Source organism: Paenibacillus kyungheensis, from assembly GCF_028606985.1.
Lineage (GTDB): Bacteria > Bacillota > Bacilli > Paenibacillales > Paenibacillaceae > Saccharibacillus > Saccharibacillus kyungheensis.
Map to the genome: position 1 here is coordinate 2857655 of NZ_CP117416.1, position 16144 is coordinate 2873798.

At 38.2% G+C, this 16144-nt stretch carries 14 protein-coding genes; 1 reads left to right on the forward strand and 13 read right to left on the reverse strand.

The window, feature by feature from the left end:
* Nucleotides 1-103: 103 nt before the first annotated feature.
* The 11 genes from PQ456_RS12125 to PQ456_RS12175 form a co-directional block, all read right to left on the reverse strand.
* Complete coding sequence (locus tag PQ456_RS12125) at nucleotides 104-3217, reverse strand: efflux RND transporter permease subunit (protein ID WP_273612513.1); 3114 nt, start codon at nucleotides 3215-3217, stop codon at nucleotides 104-106.
* Nucleotides 3210-4778 carry an efflux RND transporter periplasmic adaptor subunit gene (locus tag PQ456_RS12130; protein WP_273612514.1) on the reverse strand — a complete coding sequence of 523 codons (1569 nt, stop codon included), beginning with the start codon at nucleotides 4776-4778 and terminating at the stop codon, nucleotides 3210-3212. The genes PQ456_RS12125 and PQ456_RS12130 overlap by 8 nt, the downstream gene beginning before the upstream one ends.
* A gap of 180 nt (nucleotides 4779-4958) precedes the next feature.
* On the reverse strand, nucleotides 4959-5612 hold the full coding sequence (locus tag PQ456_RS12135) for a response regulator (RefSeq protein WP_273612515.1): 654 nt from the start codon (nucleotides 5610-5612) through the stop codon (nucleotides 4959-4961).
* Complete coding sequence (locus PQ456_RS12140; RefSeq protein WP_273612516.1) at nucleotides 5602-6795, reverse strand: sensor histidine kinase; 1194 nt, start codon at nucleotides 6793-6795, stop codon at nucleotides 5602-5604. The genes PQ456_RS12135 and PQ456_RS12140 overlap by 11 nt, the downstream gene beginning before the upstream one ends.
* Before the next feature lie 106 nt (nucleotides 6796-6901).
* On the reverse strand, nucleotides 6902-7828 hold the full coding sequence (locus PQ456_RS12145; protein ID WP_273612517.1) for an aromatic alcohol reductase: 927 nt from the start codon (nucleotides 7826-7828) through the stop codon (nucleotides 6902-6904).
* Nucleotides 7829-7963: 135 nt separating this feature from the next.
* Entirely contained in the window at nucleotides 7964-8479 is a 516-nt protein-coding gene (locus PQ456_RS12150; protein WP_273612518.1) for a hypothetical protein, read from the reverse strand.
* A 332-nt stretch (nucleotides 8480-8811) separates the two neighbouring features.
* Entirely contained in the window at nucleotides 8812-9642 is an 831-nt protein-coding gene (locus tag PQ456_RS12155; RefSeq protein ID WP_273612519.1) for a S66 peptidase family protein, read from the reverse strand.
* Between the two features lie 35 nt (nucleotides 9643-9677).
* Nucleotides 9678-10181 carry a GNAT family N-acetyltransferase gene (locus PQ456_RS12160; protein WP_273612520.1) on the reverse strand — a complete coding sequence of 168 codons (504 nt, stop codon included), beginning with the start codon at nucleotides 10179-10181 and terminating at the stop codon, nucleotides 9678-9680.
* On the reverse strand, nucleotides 10178-10522 hold the full coding sequence (locus tag PQ456_RS12165; RefSeq protein WP_273612521.1) for a hypothetical protein: 345 nt from the start codon (nucleotides 10520-10522) through the stop codon (nucleotides 10178-10180). The genes PQ456_RS12160 and PQ456_RS12165 overlap by 4 nt, the downstream gene beginning before the upstream one ends.
* Before the next feature lie 178 nt (nucleotides 10523-10700).
* Nucleotides 10701-11663 carry an AEC family transporter gene (locus PQ456_RS12170; RefSeq protein WP_273612522.1) on the reverse strand — a complete coding sequence of 321 codons (963 nt, stop codon included), beginning with the start codon at nucleotides 11661-11663 and terminating at the stop codon, nucleotides 10701-10703.
* Nucleotides 11664-11771: 108 nt separating this feature from the next.
* Nucleotides 11772-13487 carry an NAD-dependent malic enzyme gene (locus PQ456_RS12175; protein ID WP_273612523.1) on the reverse strand — a complete coding sequence of 572 codons (1716 nt, stop codon included), beginning with the start codon at nucleotides 13485-13487 and terminating at the stop codon, nucleotides 11772-11774.
* A 359-nt stretch (nucleotides 13488-13846) separates the two neighbouring features.
* Between PQ456_RS12175 and PQ456_RS12180 the strand changes: the two genes are divergently transcribed.
* Entirely contained in the window at nucleotides 13847-14725 is an 879-nt protein-coding gene (locus PQ456_RS12180) for a LysR family transcriptional regulator (RefSeq protein ID WP_273612524.1), read from the forward strand.
* A 99-nt stretch (nucleotides 14726-14824) separates the two neighbouring features.
* Here the strand turns inward: PQ456_RS12180 and PQ456_RS12185 are convergent, their stop codons facing one another.
* Entirely contained in the window at nucleotides 14825-15745 is a 921-nt protein-coding gene (locus PQ456_RS12185; protein WP_273612525.1) for an NAD(P)/FAD-dependent oxidoreductase, read from the reverse strand.
* Nucleotides 15746-15865: 120 nt separating this feature from the next.
* The gene (locus PQ456_RS12190) at nucleotides 15866-15994 is read right to left on the reverse strand and encodes a hypothetical protein (RefSeq protein ID WP_273612526.1); all 129 of its coding nucleotides are present in this window, start codon (nucleotides 15992-15994) and stop codon (nucleotides 15866-15868) included.
* Nucleotides 15995-16144 lie beyond the last annotated feature (150 nt).

Here is a 16144-nt window from a genome sequence, read left to right on the forward strand (position 1 = left end):
CCTCCTTGGCACAATGACATAGATAGCAACAACATACATCGTTATTACTATCTACGTATAATAACTTTGCTTGGAGAAGCGATTATAATAACGAACTACTTCATTACATTGGTTGTTGATGTTTGGCTAACCGTTTGTTTTTACGTGCTAACTTGGAAGTCATCCGTTTATCGGTATATCGTGCCATAACCATATACAGTGAAGGTACAACAAATAATGTTAAGACCGTTGAGAATACCAGGCCGAAAATAATAACTACACCTAATGGACGGAATAACAGTTCACCCACTGTAGCAATTGGAATCATCCCTACTATAGCTGTTAATGATGTCAAAATAATCGGGCGAAAACGTGCGGATGCTGCCAGAATAATCGCTTCCGTTAATTCCATGCCTTCATGTCTGGCATCTTCTATAAATTCGATCAATACGATACCGTTACGCACCACAATCCCTGCCAGTGCAATAATCCCCATCACCGCCATAAATCCAATCGGCGTCTGAGTGACAAATAGTCCTAACACTCCACCTGCGGCCGCTAAATATACAGTTGTCATAATAATAAACGGAATCAATAACGAATAGAATTGCATCGTAATCAGGATAAAGATAATAAATACAGCGACTAAAAATAATGCACCCAAATCTGTAAACGTATCTGTCTGGCTGGATGTTTCTCCGCCAACTTCCCATGCATATCCTTCTGGAAGCTGAATTTGCTCAAGCTTAGGTCTAATATCTTGCATCGCTTCTGTTGCTGTAGGTCCACTGAGTTCTGCTTCTATTGTATTCACACGCTTGAGATCATAATGGTTGATCTGTTGAATTGAAAATACAGGCTTGATATCGACAATTTGAGATAATGGAATCTGTATACCAGCCGCATTGGTGATATTCACCTGTTGCAATAATGTATTTGGACTGCTGTTACGTGAATCTTTGATATATAACTTGACATCGATTAAATCACTACCATTATCAAAATCACCTACACTAAATCCGCTACCCATCATCAGCAATGTTTGAGTTAAATTTTTGTATGTGACTTGATAGCGATCCATCGCTTGTTTGTTGACAGCAAAATCTAATGTATAACTATCATTTCCGGTACTATCTGTAATCCCATACGTACCCGGAGACTCTGAAATAATCTGCTTGATCTGATCGCTCAGATGACGTAGTTCTGGTAATTGATCACCTGTTACACGGATCGAGATAGGCTTTCCGACTGGAATCCCAAGCGCAGCACCTTTTACAGAGATTTGAGTACCAGGATATTCTGTTTTTAATGATTGTGACCATAGCTCTACTATAGAATCGACATTCATACCATGTTTTCCTGTAACCAAAATCTGACCGGAATTTGCTCCACTTCCAGATTCAGAAGTACTATTAAATAGCTTGGGAGCTGCTCCGCCTACAGCATAAGCTAACTTATCAATATCAGGTTGCTTTTTCACCCAACTAGCAATATTTTCTGTAACTCGATTAGTTTCTGCCAGTGATGTTCCTGAAGGCAAGTTAACATCAACAGAAATTTGCGGTTCTTCTGATGTTCCGAACAGCTCTACAGGTGTTGCCAAAACAAGGCTATACACTGCTGTACTGATCACTAACCCTGTTAAAGCAACGATCAATGGACGTTTGAGTATACCTGGCATTAAACGGAAAGCATATCCATTTGTTAATTTCTGAATTTGTTTTCCTAATAGACCTGCTGGCTTATCAATATGACGTTTGCCTTTTTCAATTTGTCTATTTTCATACCATTCTCGGAAAATAGGAATAATCGTTAATGACATAATCATCGAAGCTAGCATACATAATGAAATAATCACTGGAATCGGTCGGATAAACGAACCCATATCCCCGGGTAACAACATTAACGGCACAAAAGCAGCAATCGTAGCAAGTGTTGCTGTAATAATCGAAATGGCTACTTCTTTGGTCCCCCGTACAGAAGCTTCTTTGGGATTTTCTCCAAGTGTGGATAGCCTTCGCTCGATATTATCATTAACTACTACAGCATCATCCACCAGAATCCCTAATACAATAATAAGACCCACAATAGTGATCTGGTTCAATGTGATGCCTGCTTGCGGTAATACAATTAAGGCTAGCGCAATAGAGATTGGAATCGAAAGAGCTACAAAACCTGCTGTCAGTAAATTCATGCCTAACGTACAGATCAGAATAACAGCAATAATAGCGATAGCCATTTCTCGTATCAAATCGTTAAAGATTCGTTGTACTTCATCATTTTGCGCAAATAAAGAATCTATTTTTAGATTAGAAGGTAATGTTTTTTCTAAAGAAGCTATTTTAGTAGATAACGCTTTATTCATATTGATAACATCTGAACCGGCTTGACTACTAATATCCATCGTGATAGATGGTACTCCATTGTAGTAACTCAGATAAGATGCGGTAGTAGGAACCATTTTCACATCTGCTACATCTTTGAGATAGACAGGAATACCAGCTTCTGTCTGAGCGATCAGAATATCATTTATCGTCTGAAAGTCGTCTGATTTATCGACTTTGAGCTGATACGTACGATTCTCATACGTAAGATTTCCGACAGGTATGCGGTCATTTTCAGATTGAATCGCTTGCATTACCGTCTCCCAGGTAATATTGTATTGCTTTAACTTAGTAGTATCTGCTTCAATACTGATCTCCTGCTGAGGTAGACCTTTGATAGATACTTCAGTAATTCCTGGAATAGCACGAATTTGCTTGCTCCATGTGTTCATCAGATCATTTAGAGCATAGATATCTTCTTTGGTTTTGCCATAGATAGCAAAAGACTGTACAAAGCTTTGTGCCAGATTATCGTTGACGATCGGCACATCTGCATCAGCAGGTAAGCTCGACTGAGCATCTTCTACTTTACGTCTAATTTCATTCCATACACTTTCTGCATCTGCTTTATCTTCCGCTTGCACAACAATCGTAGAGATGCCGTTGCCTGACGTAGATGATATTGTTTTGAGATCAGTCACTTCTTTGATCTTTTGCTCTAACACTTCGGTAACTGTCTGTTCCATCAGTTCTGGTGAAGCACCGGCATATGTTGTAGTGATTACCGCAGTTTTGACGACAACATCAGGTTGTAATTGTCGTGGTAATCCTAGACCGGAATAGACACCATACGCAATCAACAATACAAAAAATAATAGCGTAACTTTACGTTTTTTGATAAAAAATTCAATCATGTGCAGTTACCTCTTGTTGATTCTTTGTAGTACTTTGATTTGTCTTAGCCGTAGAACTATTGGCTGGGGTAGCAAGAGCATCTCCATTGAACAAACGGTCTGCCCCTTGTACAACGACTTGATCTCCGACTTGAAGCCCGCTTTTAATCAAATATTGATTGTTATACGATTCACCTATAGTGACAAACGTCTGAACCGCTTTGCCTTTATTATTTCTAAATACATAAGGTTTATCTCCTGTACTAATGACTGCTTCTACAGGTAATAAGATTCCTTTTTGAGTAGTTGCCTGGCGGGAAGCTTTGATCACTTGACCGGGCTTCCAATCTTGCTTCGGATTGCTGACAGTCACTTCCGCATTGATAGAACCTGTACTTTCATTGGTTTGTGGATACAATTTGGTTACTTTACCTGTACGCACATCATCATACAGGCTGACGCTCACTTGTTGCCCTACTTTCCACTGATTGATTTCACTATCAGCGATTGGAAGTAGAACTTTTAAGCGTGTTGTTTCTCCAATTACAAAGGGATCAGATGAACCACCCATTGCTCCGCCACCGCTTGAACCTGCACTGACCGTTTGACCTACCGATACATTTTTTTCTAAAATCACTCCAGATGCTTGGGCTTTGAGTGTTGTATACGATAGGCTCAATACGATTTTATTTTTGGCGATAACGGCTTGATCGTAACTTGCTTGCGACTTTTGTATGTTTGCTTGAGATTGTGCAATACCTGCTTCAGCTTGAGCTACACCGGCTTTGGCTTGTTCTATCGTTGCCTGTGCATTCGCAATGCCTGTCTGCGCTTCTTTCACTGTCGATGCTGCACTGGCACGCTCTGAAGCACTTGCACCTTCTATGATTAAAGAAAGCTTGGCTTGAGCATCTTTGAGACTATCGGTCGCATCTGCTAGTGCGGTTTGTGCTTGCTCATTTTCTTGTTGCGTTAGCAATCCATTACTAGCTAGTGTCTGCGAACGAGTTGCTTCTGCTTTTGCCTGATTGTATGCAGTTTGTGCTTTGTTTACTGCATTTTGCGCTTGTGCTTTTTCTTGTGAGCGTGCTCCAGACAGCACACTTTGTTGACTCACACGAGCACTTTCAATTTTCGCTTGAGCACTTTCTAGTTGCGCGTTAGCCGAAGAGACAGTAGCTAATGAATTTTGTTTGGCTGCTTGAGCATCTTTTAAAGAAGCATTTGCACTGGACAGATCTGCTTGAGCAGCAGCGACTGACTGATTCGCATCTGCTAACGACAGTTGTAGATCAGCGGTATCCAGAGTAGCTAATACCGTGCCTTTATTGACTTGCTGTCCAATTTCTCCTTTTACAGCAGTGACTGTTCCAGCCGTTCGGAAAGTAACAGGCGTTTCGTTATACGCTGTTAATGTGCCGGATAGATCGTAATTTACATCTAACGCTTGTTGCTTAATTGTTGTAAATGTGACATTGTTGCTTGTTGTCTGCACAGCAGCAGTCGATGGTTCTGTCGAGCAAGCTGTTAGGCTAACCATCAGCAAGAGCGCTATCACAATGGAAGAACGTTTTGGGTTCATAGATCATATTCCTTTCTTATCTCTATCCAATATAGTGTTCTTTTCTCTGCTTTGATCCTACCAAAGCTTGCGCTCTAGCGAATCGTCCATCTGTACATCCAGCTATTGCCCTTTCGGGCATGTACGCAAAAAAAAGAACACACCACTATAATTATGTGATGTGTTCTTTATGTTGTTTGGCTAGATATGCACTAATCCTTGTTCTACTGCTATCGCAACAGCTTGTGCTCTTGAATCTACACCTAGTTTATTATAAATATTAGTCAGATGTGCTTTGACGGTTCGTTCGGCTATCCCCATATCAAAAGCAATTTCTTTACTCCGATGCCCGTACGCTGCTGCTTGTAGCACAATTTTTTCTTTTTCTGATAAAGAAGGAAACGAATTAGAAGTACTCTGTTTCTTCGGCGTCGCCTGACGCTTGGCTTGAAAAACGATCTCCATAATCTCGGGTTGTAATAATGTCTCGCCTCGAATAGCGGAATCGAGTGTACGAAATAAATGCTCACGTTTGGTATCTTTGAGCAAATAACCTTTTGCTCCTATGGTAAGTCCTTTGATCATAAGATCGTCTTCATTGTAGGTAGTCAGGATAACGATAGGGATAGAGCTGTGTTGTTCTTGTAATTTTTCTATCGCTTCGATCCCATTCATAACAGGCATATTAAGATCCATCAAAATAATATCAGGCTTGAGTTCTTCTATCCGCTGTAGAGCCACTTGACCATTTTCCGCTTCGCCTATCACCTGATACTCTTCGCTTGTCTCCAAAATAAGCTTAAGCCCTTCTCTTACTACAAAGTGATCATCGACTATCAATACGTTATGTTTCATTATATTCTCCTGCTCTCCAGGGAATCTTCAGATGAATTGAAGTTCCTTGAGGAATACGGTTAGTAATCGTTAGTGTTCCATGTATAATACGTGTCCGTTCTTGCATACCGATCAGCCCATAATGCCCGCTTAGCTTACCAATCTGGCGAGTATCAAATCCTTTACCATTATCACAGATATCAATAATCAGATCATATGGATTACTGCCAATCGTTAACTCCACTTGTGTCGCCTGAGCATGCTTAATAATATTGGTTAAACATTCGCGTATAATCTGAATACTATGTTCATGAATAAGCTGTGATACCTCTATAGGTGCTACAATCTTATACTCTATCGGTATACCTGTAGATTCAATAAAATGTTGTATTTCTGTTTCAACAGATTCAGTAAAATCAATCTGTAGCCCCGTATGGACACGCAAATCATCAATAGCATTACGGGCTTCTGCTAATGTATGACGGGCACCATTCATAGATAAATGAACGATTTCATGCGCCCTTTTGATATTATTTACTGACAAATGAGCATCGACTGCTTCTAATTGCATGACCAGACCCGCTAAGCCCTGTGCCAGTGTATCATGCAAATCTCTTGCCATCCGCTGACGCTCATTCGCTACGGTTAATTCTTCTACTTGATAATGAGCAATTTCTAATTCGTTCAAAAAATGCTGTGTCCGCAAGCGCGCTGAAAATTGGCGTAAAGTTAATCGAATAATTCCAGCCACCATGATATTCATCAATGTAAATAAACAGATAAACAGGATACTAATATAGACGGAATCAATATACCACATATAAGAAATACATATAATATAACTAATAATAACAAATGATATGATCTTTACTTTGGAGTAAGGGGAATACAACATCTGTCCAATCATAATCGGATAAAGTCCGATCATCACCAAATAATAACCGGAAGTCATAAAATAAGCAGCTATGATTAAAATACCACTTTGTAATATAAAATAGACCCATGTCCTTTTCTCAATAAACCGCGAGAAATGCCAATTTAAAAATATAAAACAAAAAATACTTATATTACTAATAATGATATGAAGAACACGATTATGATTCAATACTTCTAATAATGTGATCCCTATATGTGCAATAATAATCCATATCATGACAGGTTTACGCAATTCTCTAGCAATCTCAATCAAATGCTGCTTTTGCATAATGCCCTCCTTTCACAAGCTTCTTATAGTATATCAGTTGCTTGTAAAAGGATATTGTACTTTCGGGCATGTACGTTTCAAAATATAGCAATAAAACGGTTAAAGCTTAACTTGCTGATTCTTTCGAAAAACGAATATGATTTGTAAGGATTTGCTTAGCAGATGTCCACTGTATGCCAGAATAGCGATTATTATTAATCTGTTCTAGCTTTCCTAATCCACTGAACATACCATGAACATACTGCATACCTTGCCAGGCAGGATATAGATCGTCGGTTGACTTCGAGCAGGTACGTGCAATCTTAATCAATGTCTCTAAAAAGTTACGGCTTCCTGCTTTGAACAAACGGAAGCGCTGACCGGTTAGCGAGCTCATCAACACAGCTAATTGACGTGCACTGATCTGATCTCCTGCAATATAGACAAAGCGTGGAGTATGATCATCCAGAGCAATTTTGGCTGTAAAGGTAGCGACATTGTCTTTGGTGGTAAAATCCATCGGTTGATCGGCATCGTCCCAATACAGGATTCGTTTGTGAGAAAACAAAACAATCGGCGCCATACCGGTTAGCATATCTGCAAATGCTCCATTTAAAACCGATGTTGCTGTGATCGGAGCCTGATCCAGTATTTTCATAAAGTCACGACGTAACTCTAAATTGCGATTCGATCCTACAGGCAATTTGGTATAATCCATAGAATAATCAGAAGGAATAAAGCGAGGAACACCTGCTGCTACAGCCGCTTCTAATAATAAAGTCTGCGTTTCTATAATTACTTCATCCAATCCACTAAGAGCTGACACTACACAAGATACATCGAGACATGCTTCTTTCATTTCAGTAGCGTTATGATAATCGACTTCTACAATGTGTATTCCTAGCTGTTCTAACGGGACTATTTTGTCTAAAGGTGTGCCCCGACGGATCAAAGCTCGTACAGTTGCTCCTTCATCGACAAGTGCTCTAGCAATTCGTCCTCCTAGATCACCTGTACTGCCTGCAATTAGAACGGTTTTGTGTTGTGATATCAATGAGATGTCCTCCTTTTAATCTAGGTCTACATTCTACGACTCTATTATCTATAACACCAAATCGCTTAAATGATGCACTACAAAAAAAGCTTATGCAGATATATAGCATAAGCTTGAACGTATAAACGATTCTATTTAACTATTCCATTCATCTCCAGAAAAGCGTTCTGTAGCTCTAGCATGTTCTTGCTTGGCTTGTTCACTAAGACGATAACGAATTTCTTGAAGCATAATCGACATGATTTCTCTGCGTTCTCCCAGATCAATCAATGCTTTGCGTAATCCGTCTCGTACCATCCCTTGTTGTTCACCTTGCTGATAACTGGCTAGCGCATTCGCACCTTTTTCTATTTCTAATTGCAAATCTTTAACATACGAAGTAATGAGCAATAACGATTCTTCGTATACGTCGCTAGAAAATCCTTTGAGCGGAGAACGAATAAACCGCTCCTGTACTTGATCTTGAACATTAACCATCACAAAAGCGGGATTACTCAACAGCAATTGCATACTTTGCATTTGTAAATCTTCAGGCATCCGATCAATTAGAATTGCTTCATTTTGTTCTAACAACTGTTTTAAGCAATAATTCAGTTCGGCATCACCTTCTGGTAATTTCTCTACTTGGTTTTTTCTCACGAAATAGATCATTGTTGTCTCCTTTAGGTTACTGAATACGTTTACTAAAATAGCTAAACAAAGTATATCGTTGTTAACATCATTATGAACAAGAGTCTTAGTAAGAAGATACGCAATATTTTAAGTATTTTTTTATAACTTAACCATTTTAAGTACATTGTTAGCATGTTCCACTCAAAAATAGACTCTTATTTACAATAATCGGCTTAAAACAAAGAAAATGTTATGTATAAATGCGAATATTAGACAAATTATGCACTAAGACCTATAACGAAAAAGACGAAAAAGAACAAAGAAATTTCATTTTTCCTTGTTCTTGCCACATTCAGGACGATTGTTACATTTTAACTAATAATAATACACTTGCTATCACTATTATGACCGATTCCTTTGGATTTTACGATAGGAATAGGATGCTGTGCAGTCAGTTGTAACAGATATTGCTGAATCTGATGCCATTCATGGTGTTGTTCTATTTCGGTAAATGTACCTAACAGTATCCCCGAACAGCTAGCAAACACACCGATTTGATGTAGCTGATCCAGCATAGAGATTATGCGTGCTGCACGTCCACTCCATGATTCTAACAAAATAACTTTACCCGATACATCTGGAAAATAAGGAGTACCGACCAATTTCAAAAAGCAACGAATATTGCCTCCAATCACATCACCATTCAGATGTTCACCTTGTATAAAGTCAAAATCAAATTGATATAAATCTGAACCACCTTCAAAAAAGGTACGATAAAATTGTTGCCGTTGCTCTGCTCCATGTTCTTTGATTATATTCATGATCTGATAATGGTACGTCTGAATCTGTGATTGTTGTACGATTGCATTTAAGACTACTGTTAGATCACTCATGCCAAAAAACGCGGTTTGAGCTGTGCGGATCTGTGCATAGTTTAGATACGGAAGTATTCCATTCGCCAGATCGCCACCTGAAATATCAAAAATCGCTTTGATTTGTGGATCAGCAAATAACCGATTCAATTCGTTTGCTTTTTCTTGTGCCGTATGAGCATCAATTAATGTTCTAGCTTCTACCACTTGAAGCCCCCATTGTTGTAAATGCCCGATCAGTTCATTAATCTGTACTCGCCGATCCTGTGAAATAGGGTCTGAACAAGCAATAAGTGCTACTGTATCTCCTGATTTCAGTTGCAGTGTCATTTATGTATTGCTCCTCTCTGTTGAGTGTGATCATCTTACGAATTCGCTGTAACGGATAACTGATAAAACTTTTTGTCCACTTGCATTACTGGAAAAGAAGCAGGTAGTTGGGTTACTTCTATTTCTTGAAAGCCATTTTTTTCATAAAATCGATGAGCGGCTATAAATTGTAGAGTTGTGCCTAAATATATATGCGTCAATTGCTGTTGGGTTGCCCACGAGACGGCTTGTTGTAGCAATAATGTAGCTGTATTCCACACTTTTCCTCGATAGTCAGAATGGACAAACATCTTGCGAAGAGCGACCTGTTGATTCCCTATATCTAACAAAGCAATCGTACCCACTACTTGATCATCATCACAAGCCACCCAGAAGTTACCGTTCCCTTTTTGATAAAAAGATTGAATGGATAATAGGTCTGGCTGATCTTCCTTAGTAATCGGTATATTGTATTCTTGTTGCTGAATATGGAGAATAAGTTGTACTACTTGCTCTTGATCACTGTCTGCGTAATTTCGAATACTTAGCGATGAATTCATTGGCGATACTCCTTTAGGAAAGAATTCCATGTCTTTTTGGAAAAAGGCTTATATAACAACGTCTCAAACTCATTATATAGTTCTTCATTCATACGTAGAACTATAGCTTTTTTAGCAATTTTAGCACAGGGTTGTGAAAAATAGTTTGGACTGCCTAACTTTCTTCGGACAGGAATATTAAATTGCAACAGATCCGCTAAATCATTCCAGCCTTCCCAGCTCCATCTAGCTTTGCGTTTCCAATCTATCGCATATAATATGTAATCAGATGTAGAGTTATTTTGTTTTTCGATCATAATCCATGTAGCAGGAATGATTTTTTGAGCTTGTCGTTGATTCATATTTGCTCCCTCACAATATCATTTCGTTATTGTTCTATTTTCATATGAATAATCTATAAATTCAACATTCAATTATCAATATGCAAAACAAAAAGCCATTCACCGGAAATCTTTCAGCGAACGACTTTGATTTAAAATTTATTTTAAAATTAAAATGTATGATCTAAAAAAACACATTTTACAATAAAATCGAGATTAAGATAGGTAAAGAAATTAAGGATAAAACGGAACTAATAACAAAAGAAGAAGCTGTTTCGACTTCCAGCGTTTCAAAGCGAGACGCAATCATTGCGGCGACTGCTGATCCAGGGAAAGATACCAACAATACAGCCATCGTAATATCTGTTGAAGATAATCCAAATGCTAAAGCCAATACATACGTTAAAATAGGCAATCCGACTACTTTTAATACCGAAATACTGATAGCATTCGCACTAAATTGAATACGATTCAGACCAATAGTTACACCAATTGCAAATAATGCCGCACCAGATGTAATACTACCAATTTGATCAAGTGAACTTTGCAGCAATTCAGGAGAATGGAATCCAAACATCGTAAGCACAACCCCTAATAAAGGAACACAGGCGAGCGGCTCTCTAAGACCATGTAAAATCGAATGAACAGTCAGTTTGAGCAAGTTTTCAGGATGTCCATCTTTTTGCCCTGCTTGTGTTTTTTTACCTACAGAACTGACAATGGTTGCGATTGGATCAAGTAACGCATTAACAACAATACCTGTAATCGCAATCGGAATAGCAACTTCAGCAGCTCCAAACAAACTTCCAAGTACAGGTATACCCATAAAAGCGAAAGAAGGTTGAGTCGCATTTAAGGAGAAAATAGATGATCTATTTAAATCTTTTTTGAACACAAGTCTTAGGATTAACAGCAAAATTACATAAAACCCGATAATTCCTAAAAACATTGTGATAAAAAAAGGCCATTTATCGATTAACGTTTGTTTACTTGTTGTAGTAATTCCGATAAAAAGGTGAGCAGGTAGTGCAAATTTGGTCACTAATGTATTTAAACCTTTGGACGATGCGGAATTGAATACTTTAAAATGACCGCCCAAAAATCCAAGAATAATAACAAAGAAAATAGGTATTAAAATAATAAAAATATGACCGACTGACATGTTGTAGGACCTCCATTATATTTTCAAATCTACCCTGTAAAGGGCAGACTGCCTATCTGCTATAGATAGACAATCTGAGAGTGATGCGATTTAGTAATAAAGCGTTATTTAGCTTAATGGCGTCATCTCTGTAGATTTAACGGTTCTATATACGGGATGCCACATTGCGTCTTTGACAGCTTGTTCGATATCGGTTGGAGTATTTTGTGCAACACCATCTTGAATAGCGGCTTTGGCAACAGCTACAGCAACATTAAATGATACTGCTTGTAAATTTTTTACTCTAGGTAATAGTGGAGCTCCTAGATCTGAAGAGTCTACAGCATGAGCAACAGCATCGGCTGCCGCTGTAAACATTCCTTTGGTGAATACATTAGCTTTGGCAACAATCGCTCCAAGACCAAGTCCAGGGAATACAAAAGCATTGTTGGATTGACCAAATTCAAATGTGGTTCCTTGATATTCGATAGGTTCAAACGGGCTACCAGTAGCGATCAATGCTTTGCCATCTGTCCATTTGATCAAGTCAGCCGGTACAGCTTCAGCAAGTGATGTTGGGTTAGACATTGGCATAATCATTGGACGTTCTACATGTTTAGCCATTTCTTTGATGATCTCTTCTGTAAAGGCACCTGTTACGCCAGAAGTACCGATCATAATAGTAGGTTTTACTTGTTTAACGACTTCCAAAAGACTTACTTTGCCATTCTCATCTGTTGCCCAATCTGCAATTTCAGACATTTGGCGAAGATATGGTTTTTGGAAAGCAAACACATTTTCTGTTTCTTCAGTAAGTAGACCACGATAATCGTATGCCCAGAAGCGATCTTCTGCTTCTTCTTCTGACAATCCTTCTTTCATCATCGCATCTCGAATCTGATCGGCATTCCCAATTCCAGCCGCGCCCGGTCCAAATACAAGTACGCGTTGATCTTTCAGTGATGTACCGCTAACTTGTAGACCGGACATCACAGCTGCAAGTGTTACTGCGCCTGTACCTTGAATATCATCGTTGAATGTCAAAATTTGATCGCCGTATTTTTCAATGATATTACGTGCATTTACATTTCCAAGATCTTCCCAGTGCAATAATGCGTTAGGGAATAATTTCATCGCTGTTTGTACATAACGATCTACGAACTCATCGTATTTGTCACCGCGAACTCTTTCATGACGATTACCGATATATAATGGATCATTCAATAATTTCTGATTGTTCGTTCCGGCATCAAGTACAACTGCAAGTACACGACTAGGATCAATACCTACAGCAGCAGTATATACTGCTAATTTACCAATAGCGATATTAATACCACCTACACCCCAGTCACCAATCCCTAGAATACTTTCAGAGTCGGTAGCTACGATCAGGTCGATATCTCCAGGTTGTACGCCTGTATTACGGAAAGCTTCTTCAATCCCGTCCATATTATCGATTGAAAGATACACACCGCCTGGTTTGTGGTATTGCTGACTATATTCTTGAATCGCTTGTCCTACTGTTGGTGTATATACAATTGGAAGAAATTCACTCAGGTGCTCGCTTAGTAAGCGATAGTATAAAACAACATTGCGATTATATAAATCATTTAACATTGTATTTTTGCGAAGGTTATTCGGTTCAGTACAGATCTGGTCATATACACGATTAACTTGTTCTTCAATCGTTAAGATCATAGGAGGCAAAATTCCGTTCAGTTCCAAATCTGTTCTTTCTTCTGCTGTAAAAGCGACCCCTTTATTCAAAATAGGGTTAGCTAAAATTTCTTTTCCTTTAAGAATCGTTTTAATAGAGCCGTCATTATCCAAATAAAATGCGTTCATGTTCAATTCCTTCTTTCGTAATATTGTCATATATGTGTTTTTTCTGTGTCTAAATAGTGATTACCTTATTAATAATAGTATCATATTGACATATTGTAAAGGTCATTTTCTATGATAAATAATTTAATCATTGTTAAAAACTATGATAAATCTATTTATTACATATTTAATATAAATTTTCAGAAAAATTATACATCCATAAATACGTTTTCATTGTTGTCTATTATGATAAAAATGATATATTATGTACATAATCAATAATAATGGTAGAATGATTTATCATAGTTAAAAACAATGATAAAAAGAAAAATAAATCTATTATTTTACCGTTAATCATAAGATTTAAGAAAGGAATACTTATGGAAATTAGACAACTTGAATATTTTGTAGCTGTTTGTGAGGAATTACATTTTACCAAAGCCGCAGAACGATTGGGGATTACTCAACCTACACTCAGTATACAAATTCGAACAATGGAAGAAGAAGTAGGTACACTCCTTTTTGATCGGATCGGCAAAAAGATTACTCTTACTGAAGCAGGATTTATTTTATTACGTCAGGCACGAAGTATTTTATTAAAGTTACAAGATGCTTTCGATGAGATTAATGGATTACGCGAATATACAGGCGGGAATCTGGTCGTAGGGGTAATGGCAGCAGAGTTGGATTATCGAATTACACCGATCTTGATTGATTTTCATCATCAATTTCCTAATATTCATCTTAAAATCTCTTCTGCGATTGAGGTAGCAGAGATGGTTATCAATAATGTAGTCGATATTGGTATTACATTAATTGAATTTACAGATCCTAGATTAGTTACAACCCCACTATATACAGAAGAATTTGTTCTGGTTGTCTCCGAGAATCATGAACTGGCGGATCAAGAGTCGATTTCACTTGCCGCTTTACCTTCTATTCCATTGGTACTTTATCCTAAAGGGTTCAAAGGACGGGAATTAATCGAGCGTCATTGCAAAGAACATGGATTGAACTTAAATATTATTATAGAGACTTCTACAGCTTCTTCATTGTATGGCTTTGTCAAATCGAATGTAGCGGCATGTATTCAGCCTTATTCATTATCCGCTTCTCTTAATGATCCAACATTGCGTCTGATTAAAATAGCAGATTTCCCGCCTACCCGTCAGATTGGTATTATGCATCGTACGGATAAGTATCTTGGTGTAGCAGCTTTAGAATTTATGAAGATGATCGAGAAGCATTTGAAAATGTAACGATACAGCAAAAAAGAAGGATAAGCATATAAAAAGCTTATCCTTCTTTTACTTTCCTCTATATTGACTATCATCTACTGTTCCTTAATGATTCCTTTTTTAAAGCATCACTTTACTTTTCCATGCTTTCTCTAATAACTCACTGTTGATACTTATTGCCGCCATCGAACCCATTGACGCAGCAGCGACCACCTGATATTTACGTGAAGCCGAATCTCCTGCACTGTAGACACCAGCGATATTGGTTTTACCAAACTCATCTACAATGACCATTCCGGTATCTGCTAGTTCGCATCCTAACATCTGAGGCACCTCCGATCCTGCTTCTAATTCAGGTGCAAAAAATATTCCTGTACACGAAAGTGATGTACCATCTTCAAATACAATCTGCTTGACCATACCTGTGTCTGATTGTATTTGCTGAATCGGGGACGTTACTATCGAGATATGACGTTGTTCCAACTCTTCTTTCTCTTCTTCACTCCAATCCTCTGTTCCATGGGTACAAATCGTGAACTGGTCTGTCCATCCAGAGATTGTTTTGGCAAGATGCAGTGCCATCCCTCCGCTTACGATTAAAGCTAAAGGCTGATCTCGCAATTCCCAACCATCGCAATACGGACAGACGAATGCGCTTTTACCATAGACTTCTTGTAGACCAGCAATAGCAAGAGGACGATCTTTCATTCCAGTAGCAAATAGTATCTTTTTGCCTCTGTATGTATTGCCTTGTATCGTTGTCATCTCGAAATCTCTATCTTGACCTGTTGCGCGGATAACCGTATCTTTTACAAACTGTACTGAAGGATAGACACTAATCTGTTCTCTGGCTATATGGCGAAATGTAGCAGGCGTAACTCCATCTCTGGTTAAAAATCCATGCGACTCTTTAGTCACTCGATTACGTGGAAGTTCTTCATCAATCACCAGCACCTTTTTTCGCGCTCTTCCCAAAACAAGAGCTGCATTCAATCCCGCAGGTCCGCCGCCAACAATAATTACATCTACTAATTGTTCCATATTCATAAGCTCCTTTATCATTGGTTTTAAGGTAAATTTCTATATTGTTATATGTTCGCTTATCTATCTAGCATTTTAAGCGTAGAGATTTTATTTGAATAAGTCGGTGTAAATTCTACATTATTGGACAAATTGAGCAATCCAAGCTGGCATCGATATCCCTTGCGGGTTCCAACCTAGTAGATGACGAGCATGTATAGCCACAGCACTGCCAATATAACCAGTGACACCTGTTATAAAAATGTTCATTTAGCTTACCCCTCATTTCTAATAAAAAGGTTATTTATAATCAGAGACTTTAAAGATTTATATTATCTCTAATTATTATAAAAAAATGAATAGAACTACGTGTGAAAGCTTATCTTTAAGCTATATAATCTTTTGTTTTTCAATTAGAGA